At 62.9% G+C, this 24403-nt stretch carries 18 protein-coding genes; 6 read left to right on the top strand and 12 right to left on the bottom strand.

Annotation, left to right across the window (positions count from 1 at the left end; all coding sequences use genetic code 11):
* Positions 1–61: 61 nt before the first annotated feature.
* A protein-coding gene (locus BCY88_RS30085; protein WP_259461555.1) for an IS3 family transposase occupies positions 62–1197 on the top strand; the annotation gives its coding sequence in 2 pieces (ribosomal slippage) (positions 62–320 and positions 320–1197; 1137 coding nt in all).
* A gap of 177 nt (positions 1198–1374) precedes the next feature.
* Here the strand turns inward: BCY88_RS30085 and BCY88_RS30090 are convergent.
* From BCY88_RS30090 to BCY88_RS30100, 3 genes are all read right to left on the bottom strand, one after another.
* A complete protein-coding gene (locus BCY88_RS30090) occupies positions 1375–2778 on the bottom strand; it encodes a methyl-accepting chemotaxis protein (protein WP_120347800.1) in 1404 nt (467 codons plus the stop codon).
* Positions 2779–3115: 337 nt separating this feature from the next.
* The gene (locus BCY88_RS30095; RefSeq protein WP_120347801.1) at positions 3116–4105 is read right to left on the bottom strand and encodes an alpha/beta fold hydrolase; all 990 of its coding nucleotides are present in this window, start codon (positions 4103–4105) and stop codon (positions 3116–3118) included.
* Between the two features lie 87 nt (positions 4106–4192).
* A complete protein-coding gene (locus BCY88_RS30100; protein ID WP_120347802.1) occupies positions 4193–5683 on the bottom strand; it encodes a flavin-containing monooxygenase in 1491 nt (496 codons plus the stop codon).
* A gap of 145 nt (positions 5684–5828) precedes the next feature.
* Here BCY88_RS30100 and BCY88_RS30105 point away from each other — a divergent pair, with 145 nt between their 5' ends.
* Positions 5829–6518, top strand: coding sequence for a TetR family transcriptional regulator (locus BCY88_RS30105; RefSeq protein WP_120347803.1), 690 nt, complete (start codon positions 5829–5831; stop codon positions 6516–6518).
* A gap of 107 nt (positions 6519–6625) precedes the next feature.
* Here BCY88_RS30105 and BCY88_RS30110 read toward each other — a convergent pair whose 3' ends face one another.
* The 3 genes from BCY88_RS30110 to BCY88_RS30120 form a co-directional block, all read right to left on the bottom strand.
* Entirely contained in the window at positions 6626–7807 is a 1182-nt protein-coding gene (locus BCY88_RS30110) for a tetratricopeptide repeat protein (protein ID WP_120347804.1), read from the bottom strand.
* A gap of 100 nt (positions 7808–7907) precedes the next feature.
* Positions 7908–8588 (bottom strand): PspA/IM30 family protein, encoded by a 681-nt coding sequence (locus BCY88_RS30115; protein WP_120347805.1) that lies wholly within the window; start codon positions 8586–8588, stop codon positions 7908–7910.
* A 430-nt stretch (positions 8589–9018) separates the two neighbouring features.
* Positions 9019–9633 (bottom strand): MarR family transcriptional regulator, encoded by a 615-nt coding sequence (locus BCY88_RS30120; protein WP_120347806.1) that lies wholly within the window; start codon positions 9631–9633, stop codon positions 9019–9021.
* A gap of 474 nt (positions 9634–10107) precedes the next feature.
* On the opposite strand from BCY88_RS30120, the gene BCY88_RS30125 reads away from it, so the two are divergent.
* Together BCY88_RS30125 and BCY88_RS30130 are read left to right on the top strand one after the other, a co-directional pair.
* Entirely contained in the window at positions 10108–12603 is a 2496-nt protein-coding gene (locus BCY88_RS30125) for a penicillin-binding protein 1A (protein WP_120347846.1), read from the top strand.
* A 455-nt stretch (positions 12604–13058) separates the two neighbouring features.
* Positions 13059–13910: a lipid A biosynthesis lauroyl acyltransferase gene (locus BCY88_RS30130; RefSeq protein WP_259461557.1), complete on the top strand. Its 852-nt coding sequence runs from the start codon at positions 13059–13061 to the stop codon at positions 13908–13910.
* A 724-nt stretch (positions 13911–14634) separates the two neighbouring features.
* Here BCY88_RS30130 and BCY88_RS30135 read toward each other — a convergent pair.
* Genes BCY88_RS30135 through BCY88_RS30145 form a run of 3 tightly spaced genes read right to left on the bottom strand, consistent with a single transcriptional unit; the run spans position 14635 to position 20475 of the window.
* The gene (locus BCY88_RS30135) at positions 14635–16149 is read right to left on the bottom strand and encodes an efflux transporter outer membrane subunit (RefSeq protein ID WP_120347807.1); all 1515 of its coding nucleotides are present in this window, start codon (positions 16147–16149) and stop codon (positions 14635–14637) included.
* 4 nt (positions 16150–16153) lie between these two features.
* On the bottom strand, positions 16154–19276 hold the full coding sequence (locus tag BCY88_RS30140; protein WP_120347808.1) for an efflux RND transporter permease subunit: 3123 nt from the start codon (positions 19274–19276) through the stop codon (positions 16154–16156).
* Positions 19273–20475: an efflux RND transporter periplasmic adaptor subunit gene (locus tag BCY88_RS30145; protein WP_120347809.1), complete on the bottom strand. Its 1203-nt coding sequence runs from the start codon at positions 20473–20475 to the stop codon at positions 19273–19275. The genes BCY88_RS30140 and BCY88_RS30145 overlap by 4 nt, the downstream gene beginning before the upstream one ends.
* Before the next feature lie 228 nt (positions 20476–20703).
* Here BCY88_RS30145 and BCY88_RS30150 point away from each other — a divergent pair, with 228 nt between their 5' ends.
* Entirely contained in the window at positions 20704–21321 is a 618-nt protein-coding gene (locus BCY88_RS30150; RefSeq protein WP_120347810.1) for a TetR/AcrR family transcriptional regulator, read from the top strand.
* 85 nt (positions 21322–21406) lie between these two features.
* On the opposite strand, the gene BCY88_RS30155 is transcribed toward BCY88_RS30150, so the two are convergent.
* A complete protein-coding gene (locus BCY88_RS30155) occupies positions 21407–21619 on the bottom strand; it encodes a hypothetical protein (RefSeq protein WP_120347811.1) in 213 nt (70 codons plus the stop codon).
* A gap of 255 nt (positions 21620–21874) precedes the next feature.
* Here BCY88_RS30155 and BCY88_RS30160 point away from each other — a divergent pair, with 255 nt between their 5' ends.
* Complete coding sequence (locus BCY88_RS30160) at positions 21875–22924, top strand: LysR family transcriptional regulator (RefSeq protein ID WP_120347812.1); 1050 nt, start codon at positions 21875–21877, stop codon at positions 22922–22924.
* 70 nt (positions 22925–22994) lie between these two features.
* On the opposite strand, the gene BCY88_RS30165 is transcribed toward BCY88_RS30160, so the two are convergent.
* Positions 22995–23384: a cupin domain-containing protein gene (locus BCY88_RS30165; protein WP_120347813.1), complete on the bottom strand. Its 390-nt coding sequence runs from the start codon at positions 23382–23384 to the stop codon at positions 22995–22997.
* A 159-nt stretch (positions 23385–23543) separates the two neighbouring features.
* Positions 23544–24395 (bottom strand): AraC family transcriptional regulator, encoded by an 852-nt coding sequence (locus BCY88_RS30170; protein WP_259461556.1) that lies wholly within the window; start codon positions 24393–24395, stop codon positions 23544–23546.
* Between the last annotated feature and the right edge of the window lie 8 nt (positions 24396–24403).

Consider the following 24403-nt stretch of genomic DNA (forward strand, 5'->3'; position numbering starts at 1 on the left):
TGTAGTGGTCCAATGGTCCTGGACACCTCTAAAGGGGATAATTCTCCAACTGAGGTGAGAGATGAGCAGACGGAACATAACTGACGAATTCAAGGCTGAAGCGGTGCAACTGGTGGTTGCCCAGGGCTATTCATTCTCCAAGGCCTGTGAGGCGCTGGGCGTAGGAGACACGGCCTTGCGGCGATGGGTTGCGCAGTGGCGGGCCGAACAGGCTGAGCCGCCGCGCACTGAGATTCAGGTCAAGGCCGACCAGCGACGCATCCGGGAACTGGAGGCGCGGGTGATCGAGCTCGAAAGGGAGCGCGAGATCCTAAAAAAGTCCACGGCCTTCTTCGTCAAGGAAATGGATCGCTCATCGAAGTGATCCATTCGCTGAAGAAGGCCTGGCCGGTGAGCGTGATGTGCGAGCTGCTGAAGGTGCCTCGAAGCAGCTATTACGCCGTTTCCACACGGCCCGCCAGAGTTGCTGCTGCGCCCGCGCTGCTCAAGGCGGTGCGCGAAATTCACGGCGAAAGCCGCGCCAGCTATGGCAGTCGCAGAATGGCTCAGGCCTTGCAGCAGCGAGGCCACGCGATCGGGCGTTACCGTGCCCGATCGCTGATGCGCGAGGCACAACTGGCGGTGGCGCGACGACGAACGCACCGTTATCGCAAGACTGACGGTGAAGCGCTGGTGGCTCCCAACCTGCTTGAGCGTCGGTTCGAGCCGTCGTCGATCAATCAGGTATGGGCGGGCGATATTACGTACGTGAGAACGCTTCAGGGCTGGTCCTATCTGGCCATCGTGATGGATCTGTATTCACGCCGTATCGTCGGCTGGGCGTTTGCGCAACTGCCCGATACGGTACTGGTTATCAGGGCTTTGCAGCAGGCGCGCGAGCATCGACGGCCGCCACCGGGCCTGATGTTCCACTCGGATCAGGGATGCCAGTACACCAGCGCGCACTTCGTGAACGAGCTGAAGGCAAACGGCATCATCCAGAGCATGAGCAGAAAGGGGAACTGCTGGGATAACGCGCCGGTGGAGCGCTTCTTTAGAAGTCTCAAAAGCGAATGGATCGACGATAAAGGGTACCCCGACCACGCATATGCGGAACGCGACATCGGGGCCTACATCGACGACTTTTATAACTACAGGCGCATCCATTCAGCGGCAGACGGTCTGCCACCGGCACGATGCGAAGCTGCACTTTTTTAGAATTCACCTTTCGGGGTGTCCAGGTTTACTTGACCACTACAGTGCCGCCCCGCACAGGGGCAACACTAATAAACCAATAGCACAACAAGGAAAGGCCAACACCACAAAAACACAGCCAAGCCAGAACAAGGAAAGGCCAAAACCACAACCAAAGCGCCGCGAAGGCAACCTCCCTCATCAAACCTTATACCCAATCCGAACCCCACCCCAATGCCGCCCGGCAACAAACACCGGCGCCGACGCATCCTTCATCAAAACAAACTGCCCACCGCCCATATCGCGCCGATACGTCTGCAGCAAAAACTTCTTCACATGCGACGCAGCCGCAATCCCGGTTCGATCGTCGAACATCCGCCGATTCCGGCAATTCGCCATATTCCAGACCACATCCTCGCACTGCGCCAAAGAAAACTTCAGATTGTGCGTAGGCAAATAGCCGCGCACATCGACTGCGGCACAAAACGCCACGCGTGGGTCAAGCCCAAGCAACGGCTCCTGAATAGCGGGCAAAACCCGATCGGTAAAAGCGGTAAACCGGGTAACGAACTGCGCCGGATTGCTCCCGGCAACGGGCACATAGTGCTGATCGAACAGATCCTCAATCGACACTTCACCACGAGCGACCGCCGTCTCAAACACCTTGCTCACCGCGGCCGCAGCCCGCTGCACGGCTTCGATAAACGGTGTATCCGTCGTCTCCACACCAGTTGCCGCAGTCAGTTCGATCAGCGTCTCGGATACGCCAAGCAGATTCCCGAGCCTGTCCTTCGCCTGCACGAAGTTCTCGCTCGAATCTTCGACGCCGCTCGCCATCTCCAGCACCTGCGCCTCAAGCCCGTTGCATTGCGCCTCGATGTCGCCGGTCAACGCGGCGATCTGTCCAGCCTCGTCGTTGAGCTGCGTAATCGCATCGCCCGTCGCATGCACGACGTCGCCGATCTTGCGGGTGCCTTCGCGGACCCGGTGCGCGCGCGCCGTGTTCACCGAGCCCTCGCTGATCAACTGCTCGGTCTGCTGAGTGAGCTGCGCCAGCGTCGTTTCGATCTGGCCAGTCGCTTGCGCGGTCTTTGCCGACAGGTTCTTCACCTCGGCCGCCACCACCGCGAAACTCCTGCCGGAGTCGCCGGCGCGCGCGGCTTCGATCGCGGCGTTCAGCGCCAGCAAATGGGTCTGGCGGGCAATCAGCGAAATTTCCTCGGAAACGCGGCTCACGTGCGCCAACGCGCTGCGTAACGCGCCAATCTGACTTTCGATCACCGTCACGCCTTCCACCAGCCCGTGGATGTCGGCGAGCGACGCCTCCAGCGTCTGCTGCGACTCCTGCACACCCGTTGCAGCGCCGGCCGACACGCTGCGCATGGCGCGCGCAGCCGTGGCAATGCGATGATTGCCCGCGAGCGTCTGCGCGGCGGATTCGCGCAGCGCGCGGCACACCTGCGCCTGATGCTGCACGCGTGCGGCAACTTCTTCGACGTGGCCCGATACGTCGCAGATTTCAATTCCCAGTTTGCCCGCTTGCGCGGCTATATCGCCGACGACCGTTTGTGAACGGCCGGCCCGGCGAAAGCTGAAACGCGTCATGCTGGTCTCCTTGATGGCGCGGTTGGGTAGCGGTCAATTAGCGCGGTCACCGGTTGCGGATGCCGCGTCTTCTCCCTGTGTTTACGGCGCGCTTTCGGTCGACTTGATGCGGGGTATCCCGCAGTCGTTATGATGTGCACTCGCCGTGCGAACCCGCCGCCACTCACACCGCCATCCGTCTCTTACCCGCCAACCATGCTCGACTCCTTCGCACGCGTTTCAGGCTGGCAGCAGTTCTATCATCTGTGGGAGCTGATTGTGATGCTCTGCAAATTTCTTTGGGGGCTGCTGCGCCTGCTCGGAGGCGGCTGAGCGCGCAGCCTGCAAGCAGGAAGGGTCAGACCGGCGCGGGGCGCACGCCTTGAGCGACCGGAGCTGCGGCGGCGCTCGTGTGGAGAAACGCGCGCAGATCGGTCATCACGCGCTCGGGCGCTTCTTCCATCGGGATATGACCGAGTCCCGGATACATCAGCGATTTTGCCCCGGGAATGCGGCTCGCAAACTCGGCGGCGTGCGCGGGCGGGATCCAGCGATCCTTTGCTCCCCACAACACCAGTGACGGCACCTTCAGCGTCTTCAGCACGTCGGTATCGACGTCCTTGAAGTCGAGCGTCGGCACCATCTTGCCGATCGCCGTGCGCGTGCCTTCGCCGTGGAAGAATTCGACGTAACGCCGCAGTGTCACCGCGTCGATCTTGCGCGGATCGCCGTACACGTTGCGCACGGCGCTCTTGATAATGACTTCGGGTAGCCACCACGGCGAACTGACTCGCACCAGCGCGCTGTTGAAGAGGCCGATGTAAATCGGCAGCTTCATCGGAAAACCCGCCGAGTCGATCAGTACGAGCCGTTCGACGGCCTCGCGGTGGCGCGCCGCGTAGTCCCACGAAATCAGGCCGCCGAGCGAGTTGCCAATCAGCGTTGCGCGCGAGATGCCCAGTGCCTGCATGAACGTATCGATGAAACGCCGGTAGGTGGGCAGGTTCATCGTTTCGATTTCGCCGGTGCTCAAGCGCAGCGGCCCGGTTACGCCGAACGGCGGCAGGTCGAGGCGGATCACGCGGTGCTCGCGCTTGAGTTCGTCCGCGACGCGGTTCCACGTATGCAAGGAAGAAGCGAAACCGTGAATCATCACGAGCGTGTCGCCGCTGCCTTCATCGACGTAGTGCACGTCGGCGCCCATGATCTTGACGAACTTCGAACCGCTTTGCGTATAACGCCGCTGCAGTTCGGCGCGCGAGACGCTGGTGATGCCGAGTCGCGCGGCGAGCGAGCGGGGCGGCAGTGGTGTGGTTGATGCGGGCGTCGCGGATTCGATGCTTGCCATGGTTGTTGTCTCCCTTTAGTTTGAGTTAGATCGCCTCATCATCCGCCCCAGCCTCGCGATGCAGGCCTTCGCTTGCCGCACGCTGCCTCAAGGCGCGAAGCGATAATCGTGCGGCCGCACACGCCGCGTGCGTTTGCGAAAACTGAATGTGAAGCCGGGCCACAACGCGGTGACCTTGCCGCTCTTCGTCTGATACCAGCTATGGCAGCCGCTGACCCACACGGAGTGTTGCATCTGCTTCTGCAGACGCTCATTGAAATCGCGCTGGACGTCCGGCCGCAGGTTCATGGTGCGAGCCTTGCGTTGGCGCAGGACGCGCAGGCAATCGGCGATGTACTGCACCTGCGACTCGATCATGTAGATCATCGAGTTGTGGCCGAGCCCGGTGTTCGGGCCGACGATCATGAAGAAGTTCGGGAAGTTGGCGACACTGGTGCCGAGGTAGGCCTGCGGGCCGTCGCGCAGCCACGCCGCGCCGAGATCTGCGCCTTCGAGGCCTGTCACGTCGAACGGCGCGCCCACGTCGTTGACCTGAAAGCCCGTGCCGCAGATGATCGCGTCGGCTGGGTGATGCGCGCCGTCGTCGGTCACGATGCCGTCAGCGACGACTTCGCGGATGCCGGTCGTCACCACCTCGACGTTCGATTGACCGAGCGCCGGATAGTAATCGCTTGAAAGCAGCACGCGCTTGCAGCCGAGCCGATAATTCGGCGTCACCTTGGCGCGCAGCGCGGGGTCTTTGACGCGCCGCTCCAGGTAGCTCATGCCGAACTTCATCGGGAAATTCATCAACTTGGGATTGACGACGAACGCGATCGCGCGCGATTCGAGTTGCCAGTAGATTGCGTTGCGCACGAAGCGTTGCGTGAACGGCAGATGGCGGAACAACCAGCGCGCGCGAGGGCCGACGGGTTTGTCCGGCTTGGGCATGATCCACGGCGCGGTACGCTGGAACAGTTCGAGTTGTGCGACACGTGGCTGAATCTGCGGCACGAACTGGATGGCGCTGGCGCCGGTCCCGATTACCGCGACGCGCTTGCCTTCGAGCGGATAGTGGTGGTCCCAGCGCGCGGAATGAAACAGCTTGCCTTCGAAGCGTTCGAGCCCCGCGATCTGCGGCATGGCCGGCCGCGATAGCGGACCGCTCGCCGCGATCACCACATCGGCCTCGATGCTTTCGCGTGTGCCGTTCGAGTCGATTTCGACTTGCCACGTTTGCCGCGCTTCGTCGAACCGGGCCGAGGCCACGCCCGCATTGCAACGCACATAGCGCTCGACGCCGTACTTGCGCACGCAATGCTTGAGGTAAGCGAAGATCTCCGCCTGGCCGCCAAACGCGCGCGACCACGCCGGATTGGGTTCGAACGAGAACGAATACAGATGGGACGGCACGTCGCAAGCCGCGCCGGGATAGGTGTTATCGCGCCACGTGCCGCCAATATCGCCGGCTGCCTCGTAAATCGTGAACGACGTGATGCCCATCTGCAGGAGACGGATCGCCATGCCGATGCCCGCAAATCCGCTACCGACAATGGCAATGCGCGGTGTGGCGGGTCGGGCGGATGCGGCAGGCGTCACGGCGGGTCTCCAGGGTAGACAGAATCAGGGTGTCTACATATGTCTACACCCGCATAAGGCGCAGGGTAGACAACTGTACACTTCGCGTCAAGATCGTTTAGAGTACGACTATTAAACGCGCGAGCCACGCTCTGACTGAAAGCTCATGAATTCCGTACCCGAAGCGGCCCCCGCCGCCGACCACGGCGCTGCGGCCGGGCAGGACCTGCCGCCCGGCAAGCGCAAACTGATCGAAGCCGCGTTGCGTCTGACCGCGGGCGGGCGCAGCTTTGCAAGCCTGGGTTTGCGCGAACTGGCGCGCGAGGCGGAGTTGAATCCCAACACGTTCTACCGGCACTTCGATACGCTCGACGACCTGGCGCGCGAGGCGGTGGAATCGGTCAGCCGCCGCTTGCGGCCGATGCTGCGGCGCGAGCGCTGGCTGGCCGCGCACGACGAGCCGCAAAGCGTACCGCGTCGCGCGTGTGTGGCGTTCTTTGCGTTTGCGCTGGAGAATCGCGAAGCGTTTCTGAGCGCGCTGGTGGAGTATCACGGCACCTCGCGGGCGTTGCGCGAAGCGGTACGGGCAAATCTCCACGAGGTGTCGGCGGAAATGGCGGACGACGTCGTGCAACTGGAGTTGATGCCAACGCTTGCCCGCGTCACCGTCGACGAAGTCTGCACGCAGATCGTGCTGCAGCTGTTTCATCTGTCGGCGGAGTACATCGAGGGGAATAGCGCGCGCCGGGAGGCGCTGATCGCGTATGCGGAGCGCTTCATCGTCCGGCTGTTCGCGGGGTCGGTGCTGCTGGCGCAGCATGAGCCGGCGAGGGCGTTTGCGTCAGGCAGAGCCTGAAGAAGAGGGAATCGGCATAAAAAACGGGCTCCATGCAGGAGCCCGTTTTCATTGCGGCGTGATCAATTGAGGTTCGCTTGACGAGATCTCAAGCGGCGCTGAATTTCTCAGGTATCGCTCCAGTTGCTGGAATCGTCGTTACTGCCGAGGTCGACGCCACCGCCGCTGTTGTCGTTCCAGTCGTTCGAGCCCTGGCCGAAGTCGAGGCCGCCGCCATTGCCGCCGTCACCGCCGCGGCGGCGTGTTTCGTCATCGACAATCACGTCACGCTCCACGACGCGCTCACGCCCGGAGTTCAGTGCCTCGCCGAGCAGCACGCCGGTCAGCAGACCACCCATGCCGCCACCGAAGCCACCGCCGCCTTGTTGCACGATGACCTGCGGCTGCTGCTGATACGGTCCTTGCTGCGGATAGGGCTGCGGCGGGTTGCCGAAGCGCTCGGCCTCCTGCGCATAGGGCGACTGCTGCGTGCCGGCAGCCGGCGCGGCATACGGATCGGGCCGCCCCTCGGCCCGGGCGCGCATGCTGCCGATGCGCTGCTCCAGTTCGTCGAGCTGATACGGCGGCACCGGATTCTTGCCGTTCGACAGCGTTTCGACGACACCACGCAACTGCTCTTCGGTCGATTCGACTTCCTTTTCCAGCGCCTCATGACCTTGCGCGGTGGAGAGCTTCACGTCTAGCTTCAGCGAACGCACGGCGTTGAGCATTTCGGTCGCGCGCTTGAGTTGCACGCGACGATCGTCGTCGGCGCGCGAATCGTCTTGCGAGCGGGCGCGCCGCAAGGTCCAGCGCAACACCAGCGCGATCACGCCGATCAGCAGAACGATGCCGATCCACATGCCGATGCCTGGGCCATGCCGTTGCGGCGCTTGCGGCACCATGGCGGATTGCTGCATGACGGCCGGCGAATTCTGTTGTACGAACGGGTTGGCCGCGCGGCTCGTGGTGTTGCCGCCGGCACGCTCCGCGTCTTTCCGGATTCGTGCTTCGGTTTGCGCGAAACGCGTCGGATCGGTGAAGCGGATTTGCGGGTCGAGTGTCTTGGCCTGTTGCACCTGGGCGAGGGCGTCGGCATAGCGGCCTTCGCGATCGAGCACCTGGCTGTACAGATAGTGCGCGCGAGCATTGTTCGGATGCGCCTGCAGGACTTCGCTCAAACCGGCATCGGCTTGCTGCCAGTTGCCTTGCGACATGGCGGATTCGATCTGCTGGACCGTCGGTACGGCGAACGCCGCAGCCGACACGAACAGCAGTGAGGCGAATGTGCTTGCGAGAAATTTTTTCATTTGCGGACCGGGTGCGATGCACCCGTCTCCTTCAGTCGATACCGGTGGCCGGCATACCGGCTGCGTGTGTCACTGCAGCCGGTATTTACTGCTGTTGCGATTACTGAGCCGGCGTATTGATCTGCTTCTTCAACGCTTCGAGACGATCTTCAACGGACGGGCCGCGGTTCAGATCCGCGAGCTTGTCGTCAAGCGCCTTGCCGCTCTTCACATCGGCCGAATTCAGGCGCGCGTCCGAACGGGCATTCGACAACGCAACCTTGTCTTCCAGCTTCTGGAAATCTTCAGACAGATTCTTGCCGCCGATACCGCCCAACGCGGTGGCTGCCACATCTTTAGCCTGAGCGATCTGCTGCTTGGCTTGCAGAATGTTCGAGCGCGCGTTCAGGTCGTTACGACGGCCACGCATGTCGTCGATCTGGCTCTTCAGTTGCGCAACCGACGGCTCCAGCGTGGTCAGTTCCTTCGCCAGCGCATCGCGTTCGGCTTCGGCCGTGGCTTGCGCGCCGAGGGCTTCGCGCGCGAGCGTTTCGTCGCCGGATTGCAGCGCGCGCTTCGCGCCGTCTTCGTACTTCTTCGCCTTGTCGGCGGCAACGTCGCGCTTGCTTTGCTGCGTGGCGACCTGTGCCTGAATCTCGATCAGCGAGTTCTCGGCTTTAGCGATGCTGTCGTCGAGTTCGCGCACGATCTGGCGTGAATCGCGCGACGGGTCCTGTACGGAATCGGCTGCGTCGTTCAGGAGACCTTTAAGCGTGCGTGAAATGCTGTCAAAAAGCGACATGAAAACCTCCAAAGAATGAAATCGGCGCTGAATAATTCCCACGCGCTTTAAATGCTTTCCAATGCTACTTTACGCCGCTGCGCGAGAAGCTGCGCAACGTTCGGACCGGAGTTCGGGGCGCACTCGCCGATTGCAATAGCGGTGCGGTAAATTTACGTTTTGAAACCGATTTACCCATAGCCGCAACTGTTAAAACGCGCGACCGATCATTTAGCCGCTCGCGGATATTACACCACGCACTCTCTTAAAACCGCCTTAAAGGGCGCGATGACACAAGCGCTAACTCTATGCGCGGCCGGCATCCGTGCGACGGGCGTCCGTGCGCTGAGTGTCCGCATGGCGAGTGTCGCGGATGTGAACAGGGGCGGCGTGCCGGTGGCAACGCGTCGATGTGCGGTGGGTCAGGTCGTTCGATCGTGAAATTTTCCCTTCAGGCGAAGCGGCCGCCTTCCGTGCTCGGATCACCTGGCGGGCCGTCTTCGTCCCGTGCGGCGCTGACGCGCGGGCGTTTGAGCACATTGCGCACCTGTGCTTCCGGATCGTCCGGCTTCGGCGCCGAGTCCGCAACGGCTGCGGCTTTGGCAGCGGTGACACGCGCCACGGCTTCGGCTGCTGCGGCGGCTTCGCGTTCCTCGGCGGTAGCGGTGAGCGCGGCCAATACACCGGCCGGCAGCAACGGCCCGGGGCTTCCACCCGCCGGGGTGCCCAGCAATTCATCCGCATGCGATGCGGCCGCGGCGTCTGCCGGCGCGGCGGATTCGTTGCCGCGGCGGGTTGGCTGGGTTGCATCAAGCGCCGCCCGTGCGTTGCGCGTACCGTGCGCGACGCGCTGCAGCGCCGCGTCGAGCGCGTCCGGCGCGCGTGGCGCGCGCAGCCGGTCGACGATGCCGGCCGCTTTCACCTGCTCGCTGGTCGCGCCGAAGCTCAATACCGCGCGCCGCATCAGTTCGCTGACGCTAATGCCCAGGTTTTCGGCGATGGCGGCGATCGCGCGTTTCTGGGCGGGCGAGACAAATACGACGATGCGTTCGCTGGGCTTGTTCATGGTCGGCTCGCATACTTGTTGGCATTGGCGATTCAAAGCGTGTGTCGGGCGTACGCCGGCGCGCGCATCGGTGACGACCCGCGCGCCGAGTCCATCATATGACGAGTTGCACCGATGCGGAACGGGCGCGACATGAAAATCCCGTGACATCAACGAGTTGTAGCGTTTCCGGCGGGCTTGTCCACAGGCCTTTCAACAATTTCTGTTGATAACCCCGGCGGCCTGCGCCGAACCCGTGTCCGCGCGCTTCTCCGGCTGCCGCGATCTACCGCCGTGACGCCGCGCGAAGGGAATTCTTACAAAAAAACTGTCTTGGACCGCAGCTGATTTCTTTAAAATGCGCTGTTACGTTGCGCCGAACGATGTCCTGGGCGTGCCGTGCGGCCGCCCGGGGGCATAGGGCCGCGCGGTGTTTTGCGCCTCATGCGCGCCTCATGCAGCAAGGCGTTCGGTTACGCGCCCACTATTCCAGTCATGCCAATCATCAAACGACCGCATTCTTCAAATTCTCCGGCTGGTGAAGACCGGGACGCCTACCACCGCACGCCAGGACGCAACGCTGCTTCGCGCGACGCCGAAGCTGGCCGGCGCTCGATCGGCGCGACCATCGTCATCTGGTTTGTCGGCCTGCTGGCGACCATCGCCGTGGTGGGCGCGCTGATCGTCGGTTACGCGCTCGTCGTGATGGGGCCGCAGCTCCCCTCGCTCGACGCGCTGACGGACTACCGTCCGAAAGTGCCGTTGCGGGTCTACACCGCGGACCACGTGCTGATCGGCGAGTTCGGCGAGGAGCGGCGCAGCATCGTGCGCTTCCAGGACATTCCCGACCAGATGAAGAAAGCCGTGCTCGCGATCGAAGACTATCGCTTCTATGAGCACGGCGGCGTCGACTTCGTCGGCATTCTGCGCGCGGGCATTTCCGACATCACGCATGGCGGCGCCTCGCAGGGGGCGAGCACGATCACGATGCAGGTCGCGCGCAATTTCTTTCTCTCGAGCGAGAAGACCTATACACGCAAGATCTACGAAATGATGCTGGCGTACAAGATCGAGCGCGCAATGACCAAGGACCAGATCCTTGAGGTCTACATGAACCAGATTTATCTGGGTGAGCGCTCCTACGGTTTTGCCGCGGCCGCGCGCGTGTATTTCGGCAAGGATCTGAAAGACATTACGCTGGCCGAAGCCGCGATGCTGGCGGGTTTGCCGAAAGCGCCGTCCGCGTATAACCCGGTGGTCAATCCGAAACGCGCGAAGATTCGTCAGGAATACATTCTGAAGCGCATGCTCGAGCTGAAATACATCAGCCAGGACCAGTACGATCAGGCGGTCAAGGAAGAAATTCACACCCGCAATCCTGGCAACGAATACAGCGTGCATGCTGAGTACATCGCCGAAATGGTTCGCCAGATGATGTACGCGCAGTACAAGGACGAAACGTATACGCGTGGCCTGAACGTCACCACGACGATCGATTCCGCCGACCAGGACGCCGCCTATCGCGCCGTGCGCAAGGGCGTGATGGATTACGAGCGGCGCCACGGCTATCGTGGACCGGAAGGTTTCGTGCAATTGCCGGCGCCGGGCGACGACCGCGATCAGACGATCGACGACGCGCTCACCGATCACCCCGACAACGGCGAAATCATCGCAGCGGTCGTGACGGATGCCAATCCGAAGCAGGTGAAGGCGCAACTGGTCGACGGCACTGAAGTGACCATCAGCGGCGACGGCCTGCGCTTTGCAGCCGGCGGCCTTTCCGCACGCGCGACGGCTGCCACGAAGATCCGGCCGGGCTCGATCGTGCGCCTCGTCGCCGACGACAAGGGCAACTGGCAAATCACCCAGCTTCCGCAAGTGGAGGGCGCGCTGGTTTCGCTCACGCCGCAGGACGGTGCAATTCGCGCGCTGGTGGGCGGCTTCGACTTCAACAAGAACAAGTTCAACCACGTCACGCAGGCGTGGCGCCAGCCGGGTTCGAGCTTCAAGCCGTTCATCTATTCGGCGGCGCTCGACAAGGGGCTTGGACCGGCCACCATCATCAACGACGCGCCGCTGTACTTCCCGCCGAGCACACCGGGCGGTGACGCGTGGGAGCCGAAGGACGACGACCAGCCGGATGGTCCGATGCCGCTTCGCCTCGCGCTGGAGAAGTCGAAGAACCTGGTGTCGATCCGCATCCTGTCGTTCATCGGCACCAAGTACGCGCAGGATTTCGTCACGCAGCGTTTTGGTTTCGACGCCGACAAGACCCCGCCGTATCTGCCGATGGCGCTCGGCGCGGGCCTCGTTACGCCGCTGCAGTCGGCGGGTGCCTACTCGGTGTTCGCAAACGGCGGCTATCGCATCAATCCGTATCTGATCAGCGAAGTGACGGATGCGCGCGGCGAGCCGCTCTCGAAAGCGCAGCCGCTGACCGCCGGCCGCGATGCGCCGCGCACGCTCGAGCCGCGTAACGCGTACATCATGAACAGCCTGCTGCATTCGGTGGCCACGGCCGGCACGGGTGCGGGCACCAACGTGCTGCATCGTTCGGACTTGCAGGGCAAGACAGGTACGACCAACGACGCGAAGGACGGCTGGTTCGCCGGTTACCAGCAATCGCTGGTGGCGGTGGCGTGGATGGGTTACGACCAGCCGAAGAGCCTTGGCAGCCGCGAGTTCGGTGCGCAGCTCGCGTTGCCGATCTGGGTCGAGTACATGCAGCGCGCGCTGCGCGGTGTGCCGCAAGGCGAGCCGGCTCAGCCGGACGGCGTGACCTCGGTCGACGGCGAGTTGTTCTATACGGACATGACGCCGGGCAACGGGTTTGTGGCGAGTATCGGTCTCGATTCGGCGAATCCGACCGCGGGCGCGAGCGACGCGGTCGGCGGCGTCGGGCCGGCGGGTATGACACCGCCGGCGGTGCCGAGCGTCTCGTCGAATGAGAAAAAGCAGATCATGGATTTGTTCGAGACCAACAAACCTTGATATTTCCCAGTCTCCGAAGGGGACGTCCTTCGGAGGGCGCTTAAGGGGGTGGCGGACGTGTGCGGCTTACCGGGAGCCGCACGCGCAAGTTTTAGAAAGGATGGCGAAATTGTGGCTCTGCGCTGCCCGGCGCGGATCCAGGGCGCTATTCGGGTGAACCCCGCCCGCAGATTTTGTTCCCACCCCTGCGCAGTGTGTTTTAATCACGCCTGCGAATGTTTTCAGACTGGCCCTATACGGACGCCCGATTCCGAAGCGGTTTCGGCCTCCAGCACTGCTGCGTCTAGCCGCGAGTGGGGCGTCCGCCCTCGAAAGTCGCGCCGCACCAGACCCGTTTGACGCGCGCACATGCCACTTCGCCCGTGGGCAGCCGTCAGGTTGCAGCGGCCGGTGTGTTTATCACTCTGCATCCACCGGGCTGTTGCCTCTTGAAAAGTCGAATACTCATCTTCCTGATGACAGGTCTGCTGCGTGCGTTCGCTCTCCTGCCATACGGCATTGTCGCGCGTATCGGCACGGGCATCGGTGCATTGCTGTACCGGATTCCGAGCGCACGCCGGCGCGTTGTGCACACCAATCTGAGGCTGTGTTTCCCCGACATGAGCGACGAGGCGCGTGAACGCCTCGCGCGCGCGCATTTCTGTCATGTCATCCGTAGTTATGTCGAACGCGGCCCGCAGTGGTTCGGTAATGCGCGGTCGCTGGCGCGCCTTGTCGAAGTGGAGAGCGCGATCGACCTCACCGACATGCAAGGGAAGCCGACGATTTTTGTCGGTTTCCATTTTGTCGGTATCGAGGCGGGCTGCATGATGTATTCGACGCGGCATCCGGTTGCGTCGCTGTATACCCCGATGTCGAATCTGCTGCTTGACGCGATGGCCAAGCGCCAGCGTGGGCGCTTCGGCACGGAGATGATTCCGCGTAGCGATAGTGTGCGGCGCGCCTTGCGTGTGCTACGCGAGGGCAAGCCGGTGATGCTGGCTGCCGATATGGATTTTGGGTTGCGGGATTCAGTGTTTGTGCCGTTTTTTGGCGTGCCGGCTTGTACGCTGACTTCGGTGTCGCGGATGGCGCGGGCGGGGAATGCGCGGGTGGTGCCGTTTGTGACTGAGGTTTTGCCGGGGTATCGTGGGTATAAGCTCACTATCTTTGATGCGTTAAGTGATTTTCCTTCGGATGATGTTTCGGTTGACGCCCGGCGGATTACGGAGTTTCTGGAAACGCAAGTGCGACGGATTCCTGATCAATATTATTGGGTGCATAAGAGGTTTAAGAATCGGCCTGTTGGGGAGGCTGGGGTTTATTAGCGGTTTTTTTTTGTTGTTGGCCTTTCCTTGAATTGTTAGTGGTCTATTAGCGTTGCCCCTGTGCGGGGCGGCACTTACTTTCTTTGCCGCCGCAAAGAAAGATAAGCAAAGAAAGCGGCTCACCCCGCTAGCTCATAAGCGGGTCCCCCGCGCAGCCACGGTAGTGGTGCACCTGGAATCTGTGTTCTCGCACACTCCGCGTTAGTGACAAGGGCGTCATTCTTCCGGCGGCGCTGCGCGCGCCGAACGGTACTTCACCTCGCGGCGCGTGGGTGGGCTACCGAAATGTCTACCCCCCATTTCGTTGCGCACTCAAGTACTTACGCCGGATGTCCAGGTGTTATCAACAAGCCTCTCCACAAAATCTGTGGATAAGGCCTCCCTTCACCAAACCCCCTTCCTTGTTATTCTTGCGGGCGATCGACGCTGCCTCGGTCCATGTCGTGCGTAATAAAGCGATTTGCATCAAGTAGTTAAAGGCGTAGCCCCGTAGTTATCAACAACCCTCTCCACATAAACTGGGGATAACGTTGCAGCTTGTTGAGGCCTCCCAACGGCCTTCGGCATCAACACGCTGCTTGTTCAGCACCCCCTGGTTCATTCCGCACCGCAAACAGAAAACCCCGCGCGCTCAACGGGTTAGCCCGCTTGTCAGAACGTTGTCAACAGCCTCATCAACATAAACTGGGGATAAATCCGCCGCCATCCGTACGGAATCCCAGGTTTAGTTGGAAACGCCCCCGTTCGTTGCAGGAACCGCCGGCACCGACGCGGCAGCAGATGGCGCTGATTCGACCGGTGGATTGCCCATCGCCTGGAATAAAGCCGCCGTGTCCGTGAGCCGCGCGCCCATGTAGCGGATCTCATCGAGCTGCGCGTTGCGGAACTGCTGCTCGCTCGAACGCGTCGATGCGATCGGTAACGCGCCTAGCCGGTAGCGTCCCGATGTTTCGTCGAAAATCCCCTGCGCGGAGCGTGCGGCAATGTTCGCGGCGTCGAGCGCTTGCGTGTCGTGCTGTAACGCTGCAAGCGTGTCAGCGACGTTCTGGAAGGCGCTCAGCACAGTCTGCTTGTACTGCGAAACCGTGGCGTCATATGTGTCGATCGCCGCGCGGCGCTGGGCGAACAGGGCGCCGCCGTGAAACAGCGGTTGCGACAACGACGCGCCAATACTCCAGATCGCTCCCGCGCCGGACAACGCGACCGGCCAGCTAAAGCCGCCTTGTCCCATCGACGCACTCAGCGAGAGACTCGGGAACATCTGCGCCGTCGCAACGCCGACATCGGCCGCCGCGGCCTTCAGCGCCGCATCCGCAGCCTGAATGTCGGGCCGGCTGCGCAGCAATTCGGATGGCACCACGACCGGTACCTGCTCAGGCACATGCAGTTGCGCAAGGTCGAGGTCGTCCGGCGCGGCGTCCGGCGTGCGGCCAAGCAGCACCGCAAGGGCATGACGGGTGGTCAGCCATTGCTGCTTCAAACCCGGCAAACTTGCCGACAGGCTCGCCGCGCTTTGTTGCGCGCTCAACTGATCGGCGTGCGAGACCGCGCCCAATGCGTAGCGCCGTTGCGTGTCGCGTGCCTGGTCGTTGGCGAGCGTCACGAGCCGTTCGGTCGTGTCGATCTGCGCACGCAACGCCGCACTGGTGATCGCCGCCGTCACGATGTTGGCGGCCAGCGCGCGGCGCGCGGCGTCGAACTGGTAGGCCTGCACGTTCACGCGCGCGGCGAGCGCGGCATCGGCAAGGCGCGAAGCGCCGAACAGGTCGAACGTGTAGTGCGCCTGCAATTGGCCCACGAAGACGTTGTAGAGGAACGTATTCGGCCCGGCCTCGGGGATCGCCAGCGCGCGGTTGCGGGTGGCCTGGCCGCCCAGGTCGACGGTCGGCAGCATCGAACTGCCGATTTGCGCGCGCAGTTGCTCGCGGGCGGCCGCGAGGCTCTTGTCGGTCGCGGCAAGCGTCGGGCTGTTGCGCAAGCCTTCGTCGACGAGGGCGTTCAACCCCTCCGATTGATAGAGCTTCCACCATTCGGGCACGGGCTTCGCGCCCACCACGAATTGCTGGGTGACGCCCTTTGCGGGCACGGTTTGCGTCGGCTGCGCTTCTGCGCCGTAATGGGCCGGCTGCGGCATCGCGGGCGGCTCGCCGTTCGGGCCGAACGAGCAGGCGGCAAGGGTCAGCGCGGCGCCGCTGAGAAGCGTCACGCGCACATGTCGAGGGAATGCGAAAGTAGCCATGATCTCAGTTCCCCGTATGCGTCGTGCCGGACGGCGCCGGTGGCTCGCGCTCGTCGCTTCGCACTCTGAACGACATCGCGTACAGGGCCGGCAGATAGAACAGCGTAAGGATGGTCGCGCTCGTAATGCCGCCCATCAGCGCGGTGGCCATCGGGCCGAAGAAGTTGGAGCGCAGCAGCGGAATCAGCGCGAGCACGGCGGCTGCCGCAGTCAGCGTGATCGGCCGGAAGCGCCGTACGGTCGCGCCGACGATCGCGTCGAAGCGCTTATGCCCGGCCGCAATGTCCTGTTCGATCTGATCGACCAGAATCACCGAGTTGCGCATGATGATGCCGAACATGGCAATTACCCCGAGCATCGCGACGAAGCCGAACGGCTGGCCGAACAGCAGGAGCGTGGCGACCACGCCGATCAGGCCGAGCGGCGCGGTCAGCACCACCATCAGCACACGCGCGAAACTCTGCAACTGGATCATCAGGAGCGTCAGCACGGCGATGATCATGATCGGCATCTGCGCGTTGATCGATGTCTGCCCCTTGCCGCTTTCCTCGACCGAGCCGCCAATTTCGATCCGGTAGCCGACCGGCAACGTGGCGCGAAGCGGGCTCAGCGCTTTGTCGACCGCATGCGTGACGTCGATCCCTTGCGCGCCTGGCGCGACGTCGGACTGCACGGTGATGGTGGGTTGCCGGTCGCGTTCCCAGATCACGCCGTACTCGAGGTCGTTGCGCAGATGACCGAGCGTGCCGAGCGGCACCGGGCCGTTCGGCGTCGGCATCGCCAGCGTGAGGAGCTTCGAGGGGTCGACGCGTTCCGCTTTGGGCGCGCGCAGATCGACGCTGATCAGCTTGTCGCGCTCGCGATACTGCGTGACGGTGTAACCGGAAAGCGTCATGGCGAGGAAGCTCGAAATGTCTTCCGAACTCACCCCGAGTTCGCGAGCCTTCTTCTGATCGACCTCGAAGCGCACCGAGCGCTCGGCAGGCTCGTCCCAGTCGAACTGGACGTTGCGGGTGCCGCCGTCGGCGCGCAGGGTCGCGGCAACGCGCTCGGCGATCGAGCGCACGGTGGCGATATCGTCGCCGCTCACGCGGAACTGCACGGGATAGCCGACCGGTGGCCCATTTTCGAGGCGCGAGAGGCGGGTGCGGATCGCCGGAAAGTTGTTGCGCAATTCCGGTTCGAGCCATTGCGCGAGCTTCTCGCGATCCTTCACGGATTTCGCCGTGATCACGAACTGCGCGAAATTCGGTTGCGGTAACTGCTGATCGAGCGGCAGATAAAAGCGCGGCGCGCCGGTGCCGACGAAGTTCACCGTATGGTCGATTTCCGGACGGCCTACCAGTACTTTCTCCAGCCGCTCCGCCTGCCGCAACGTCGCTTCGAAAGACGCACCTTCAGGCAGGCGCACGTCGACCAGCAACTCGGGACGATCCGAACTCGGGAAGAACTGCTGCGGCACCAGCGTGAAGCCTGCCATCGCCAGAACAAACAGCACAACAGTGATGTTCAGCACCACGAAGCGCCGCTCGATGCACCAGCCAATCCAGCCACGCAGCCGCGTATAGAAGCGCGTGTCGTAGATGTCGTGTTCGTGATCCTCGGCTTCGTGTGCCTGGCGCTTGCGCTCCGGCAGCATGTGATAGCCGAGTAAGGGAATCAGCACCACGGCCGCGAACCAGGACGCGATCAGCGCGATGGCCGAGACCTCGAAAATCGAACGGGTGTATTCGCCCGTGCTCGACTTCGCCAATGCAATCGGCAGGAAACCGGATACGGTCACGAGCGTTCCGGTCAGCATCGGAAATGCGGTGCTGGTGTACGCAAAGGCTGCGGCGCGCGTGCGGGTCCAGCCTTGCTCGAGCTTCACGGACATCATTTCGACCGCGATGATCGCGTCGTCCACGAGGAGCCCCAAAGCCAGCACCAGTGTGCCCAACGATACCTTGTGCAGCCCGATGTCGAACAGATACATGCACAGCGCCGTGACGGCGAGCACGACGGGTATCGAGATCACGACCACCATGCCGGTGCGCACACCTAAGGACAGCAGGCTGACAACCAGCACGATCGCAATCGCCTCGGCGACGGCTTCGAGGAAATCGTCGACGGAATGCGCGACCGCGTTCGGCATGCTCGATACTTCGACCAGGTGCAAGCCGGCGGGCAGGTAGCTCCGTAGTTTGACCGTTTCCTGATCGAGTGCTTTGCCCAGCCGAATCACGTCGCCGCCCGGCTGCATGGTGATGCCGATACCAAGCACCGCCTTGCCGCCCGAGCGCATTTGCGTGGAGACCGGATCGTCGTAACCGCGCTTGATGGTTGCGATGTCGCCGAGACGGAACGAGCGGTTGTTGATGCGGATCAGCGTGTCGGCGAGCGCATTGACGTCCTTGAACTGGCCGGTGGGGCGCACGAACACACGGTCGTCGGTGGTGGTCAGCGTGCCTGCGGGCGAGATGCTGTTCTGCGAGTTGATGGCCTGGCCCAGCTGCTGCGGCGAGATGCCGAGGCGCGTAAGTTGCGTATTGGCGATCTCGATGTAGATGTGCTGATCCGGATCGCCGAAATAGTCGACCTTGCCGACACCCGGCACACGCAGCAGCACGGTGCGCAACTGGTCCGCGTAATCGTGCAGTTGCGCGGCGGAAAAACCGTCGCCCTCGAGGGTGTAGATGTTGGTGTAGACGTCGCCGAATTCGTCGTTGAAGAACGGGCCTTGAATGCCCGGCGGCAAGGTCGCCGCGATATCACCGACTTTCTTGCGCACCTGGTACCAGGTTTCGGGTACGTCCTTGACCGGCGCCGAGTCTTTCATCGAGAAGAACATCAGCGATTCGCCGGGCCGCGAGTAACTGCGCACGAAATCGATGGCGGGCGTTTCCTGCAATTTCCGGCCGATGCGGTCGGTGACCTGTTCCTGGACCTGGCGCGCGGTGGCGCCCGGCCAGAAGGTACGGATCACCATGACGCGGAAAGTGAAGGGCGGGTCTTCGGATTGGGCGAGGCGGGTATAGGCGAGAACGCCGAAGGCGGTCGCGAGCGCGATCAGGAAGACGACCAGCGCCTGATGGCGCAGCGCCCATGCGGACAGGTTGAAGCGTCCCTCTTCATGCGTAGTGCTCATGAAGCGAAATCCTCGGGATGCAGCGGCGGGATCACGCGGACTTTTTCGCCGGCAGTCACGGTATGCACGCCTTGCAGTACGACGCGTTCACCGTCCTTGAGCCCCTCGCCGATCACGATGGTGCGCTCGTTATAGCGGGTGACTGTCACGCGTCGCAGTTCCAGCGTACCGACGCCTGACGTGCCGGCGGCGGGCGTACCGGCTCCGGGCGCGTTATCCGCCGGACGCACTACCCACACGGCCGGCTGCGTGCCGTCGTGAAACAGGGCGGTGGCCGCGACGGTGAAGGCTGTGCCTGGACTCGCAGACGAACTGGAGGGCGTGGATGTGGCGAGCGCGATGTCGGCAGTCATGCCCAGACGCACGTCCGGGCCGGCATTCTCAAGCGTGAGCCTCGCACGATAGGTACGGCTTTGCGGATCGGCGGCAGGCGACAGTTCGCGCACGCGCGCGGTAAAGCTGCGGCCCGGCAGCGCGGCCAGCGTAATTTTCGCGGTCTGCCCGATCGAGAGCGCGGCGAGCGCGCTTTCCGGCACGTCGCAGACCACGTCGATATCGCCGCTCCATGCAAGGTTGTAGACGGCCTGGCCTGCCGACACGTTCTGGCCGGTGTCGGCCTGTTCGGCGGTGATCACCCCGGCGTGATCGGCAATCAGCGTGGTGTATTGCAACTGGTCTTTCGACAACGCCGCCTGCTGCGCGGCCTGGTCGCGTTGCGCCGCGGCCGACGCGTAGGCGTTGGTGGTCTGTTCGAGCTGAGCGGGCGCGATCAGATTTTCTTTGGCCTGAGCCTGATCACGATCGAGTTGCTGCTTCGCATACACGAGACTGTGTTGCGCGGCTTCCAGTTGAGCCTGCGCGCTGGCGGCATTCTTTTGGGCATCGGCCGGGTCCAGCCGCGCGACTACTTGCCCGTTCTTCACCACGTCGCCCAAACGGACACGACGCTCGATGATCTTGCCGCCAACACGAAACGACAGCGGTGTGGCGTAGCGCGCCTGCACCTCGCCCGGCAACGACGCTGCGGCTGTCGCGCTGCCGTCCGTATGGACAGCGACGGCGACGACCGGGCGCGGCGTGGGTGCAACTGCTTCTTTCTTCGAGCACGCGGCGAGCGTGACGAGACCGGTGAGCGCGAGGGCGAATGCGGCACGGCGCAAACGCGCGGGGCGGGCATGCCGATGGAACTGCTGGCGCATCGCAGGCGATGCGGGAAGACCGGGACGCTTCACAATTACCCCAACTGGAGACAGCGAACGAACACGGCAAGCCGCAGCGGCCCGCCAGCGATGACACGTGAGCCGAAGCATGCAAAACATGCAGTTGGCATACGCATCTGACTTCGAATGGATGGATGCATTCTAATACACACCTGTATTTGAATGTCGAAGTGAATTGGAATTCTTTTCGGTGCTAGACTTGCGCCCATGAAACGGCAACGACTTACACGCGAGCAGAGCAAAGACCAGACGCGCCAGCGTCTGCTTGACGCTGGGCAAGCGATTTTTATGAAGAAAGGCTTTGTCGCGGCGAGTGTCGAGGACATCGCCGGGGCGGCGGGTTATACGCGTGGCGCGTTCTATTCGAACTTCCGCAGCAAGAACGAACTGTTCCTCGAACTACTGCGGCGCGACCACGAGACCATGCAGGCAGGCTTGCATGCCATCTTTGAGGACGCGGTTTCGCGTGAGGAGATGGAAGCGCGCGTGTTGCGCTACTACAGCAGTCTGCATCGCGAGAACAAGTGTTTCCTGCTGTGGGTGGAGGCGAAGCTGCTCGCCGTGCGTGACGGCCGCTTCCGGATACGCTTTAACGCGTTCATGCACGAGAAGCTCGAACAGCTGAGCGCGTACATCCGCGAATTTTCGACGCGGGTCGGCACGCCGCTGCCGCTGCCGGCGGAGACGTTGGCGATGGGCTTGATGGGCTTGTGCGACGGCGTGCAGTTCTTCTACACGGTCGATCCGCAGAATGTGCCGGCGGAGATGGCTGAAACGGTGCTGGCGGGATTTTTCGCGCGCGTGGTGTTCGGGCGCGACGCGTGAGCGCCGTGGCCGGCGCAACTGGCGAATTGGTGTGACGAATTGATGTAACGAAGGCCGGTCCGGCAATGCCGGCATTTCCGACGAATCAGCTCGCCGGCAGCTGCGCGCAGGCGTCCGCAACCGGCGTGGCGCAGACGAACGAATACTGCCCGCTGTAGCGCAGGACTTCTTCACCCACGTGCAGGACGACCTTGATCTCCGGGCACCGCTCGTAAGCGATGAAAGCCGAACAGGCCGCGGCCGACCAGCAAACCAGTGAGAACGCGATTTTTTCGAGAAGCTGGAAACGATGTGGCATAGCGATTAATTCCTTTCGGGCGCTATGTTACCAGTATCTAAGGGTTTATACCTATCTAATATCCGCAATAAGCCTCGCGATAGTGTCGCGAGCGCCTCAGTAACCTGACGGGATTGTCATGTTCGGGTCAGGGTTGGGACATGATCAGATCGATACAATCGAATCGTTGGGCAAATCCGCGCGCGCCTTGTCGTGCGGGTCGACACAGGCGGCAGTATTGCGCCGGCCCGGCTTTACCGAGGCAGGAGTCGTCCCATGAATCAATTGCAGTCGATGCGCGTATTCGTCAAGGTGGCAGACCTTGGCAGTTTCGTCGGCGCGGCTGGCGCGCTTGATCTTTCCACCGCCGTCGTTACGCGCCATGTCGCGGATCTGGAAGCGCGTCTGGGCACGCGGCTGCTCAATCGCACGACCCGCCGTCTCTCGCTGACCGAATCCGGCAGGACCTATCTGGAACGCGTGCGCCATATTCTCGACGACCTTGAAGGTGTGGAGCAGATGGTGGTGGCACGCAATCACGAACCGGTAGGAACCCTGCGCATTGTCGCGCCGGTGGTGTTCGGGCTGCATAGCCTCGCGCCGGTGGTGCAGTCGTACGCCCAGCGTTATCCGGACGTGGTGCCCGACGTCACGCTGCAGGATCGCAACGTCGACCTGGTGGAAGAGGGTTTCGATGTCGGGATCATGGTGGCGCGGCAGATGCGCAGTGCGAGCATCGTCACGCGGCGCCTGACTACCGGTTACATGACGGTGTGCGCGACGCCCGCGTATCTCGAACAGCACGGCACGCCGGTGCGCCCTGAGGATCTGCTGACGCATCCGTGTCTGAGCCGGCCTGCCGAGCAAGGTGGCGACGAAAAGGTATTCACCGGGCCGCAGGGCGAAGTGCGGGTCAGGCCCACCAATGCAATTGCCGCGAATAACACCGAGATGCTGCGGCAGTTCGCGCTGCTGGGCATGGGCGTGGCGATTTTGCCGAGCTATCTGATTGGCCGGGATCTGGCGTCCGGGCGTCTTGTGCCGTTGCTCGGCGATTACCGGCTGCCGCAAATCGAAATCACGATTGCGTATCCAAGCCGCCTTCATTTGCCGGCGAAAGTGCGCACCTTTATCGATCACCTCGTCGCGCATTTCCAGCAGACCGACGAGCACACGCGCGATTCGCGCGCCGCGATGCCGCGGCGTGTCGTGGCCAGTTCACCGGCGTATGCCGACGACCTGCCGGTGTCGGCCTTGCCGGGCGACACGGCCCGGCCGAAGCGTCAGGTTGCGCGCCTGGGAATCGTGGCATCGTCGCCGCTTTGACACGCAAGCGGCGCGCCGGCGCCTGCAGCGAAGCTGCGCTTTCGAAACTCCTGGCGAGGCGCCGGCCTGCCTAGATCCACACGTCGTTCGCCGCCGTGCGTTCGTTGCTTTCTTCGCCGGTGTTCTTCACACCGCGCGGTTCGATCAGCAACAGCTTGACCTCGCGTTCGGCGTACGGTTTGTGCTCGGTGCCTTTGGGCACCACGAACATTTCTCCTGCCGAAAGCAGCACGAACCCATCGCGCATGTCGATGCGCAACTGCCCCTCGACCACGATAAACGTTTCGTCCGTGTCGGCATGCTCGTGCCAGACAAAGTCCCCTTCGATGCGCACCAGCTTGAACTGGTAGTCGTTCATTTCCGCGACGACGCGCGGCTGCCATTGGTCGTTGATGAGCTGCAGTTTTTCGGCGAAATTGATCGCGCGATGAGCTGTTTGAGTCGTTGAATGACTGGACATCGGGGTGTTCCTCCTGAACGGTAGGTGTCAGACAGGAGCGTAGGGCGGGCGGCGCAAACGGGTCTTGTACGTTTGTGTGCGCGGCGGCGATGCAGCGGGCTAGCCGTCGGGTCCCCGCTTAACGCTTTAACGCTGCCTTAATGCTGTCCTGGTGCGGCTCTAGCGCGCTGCGCGCGCTGAAGGTCCCAGCATCTTCAGCCAATGCGCGGGCGCCACGCCCCACGCGCGCTTGAAGTGCCGCGTCATATGGCTCTGGTCGGTAAAGCCGGCCGCCGCGGAGGCGTCGGCGAGCGACACGCCCTGGACCAAGAGGCGGCGCACGAGATCGAGACGGCGCATGGTCAGATAACGGTGCGGGCTCGTGCCGAACAGCGCGCGAAAATCCCGCGACAAACTCCAGCGGTCACGCCCGGCCGCGGCGGCCAGTTCGTCGAGCGTCACGGGGCTGTCGAGCGCGCCGAGCATATACTCGCGCGCCCGCTCCGCCGCGCGATAGTCCACTGGCCGGCGCGGCTGGGCGGCACCGGCCACCGCGTCGAGTGCGATCGCCAGATCGTAGAGCGCATCGTCCTGTTCGAGCGAATCGATCGCGCTATCCATGGCGCGCAACAGGCTTTCGGTCGCCGCAAACAGACGCGGATCGTTCGACAAGCCGCCTTCGACGAAGGGCAGAGGCTTGCCGCCGAGCGCCTGCTGGAACAGCGCCGGGTCGACATAGATCATCCGGTAATGAAAGCCGTCGCGCGTGCCGGCCTGGCCGTCATGCGGCTCGTCGGGATGCAGCACCATCGTGCCGCCCGGCAGGCTGTTACAGGTGCCTCCGCGGTAGTGAAAACTCTGCACGCCCGCGAGCGTGCGGCCGATCGCATAGGTGTCGTGCCGATGCATGGCATAGCCGGCATGATGAAAGAAGGCTTCGATTCGCTCCACGCCGCTCGTGCCGCCCGAATGCGGCGAACGATAGATCCAGTCGGCGGCGGGTTGAGGATCGGACGAAAGCGAGCCAGGCATAACGATCT

This window comes from Paraburkholderia fungorum (genome assembly GCF_003610895.1).
In the GTDB taxonomy this organism is placed as follows: Bacteria; Pseudomonadota; Gammaproteobacteria; order Burkholderiales; family Burkholderiaceae; genus Paraburkholderia; species Paraburkholderia fungorum_B.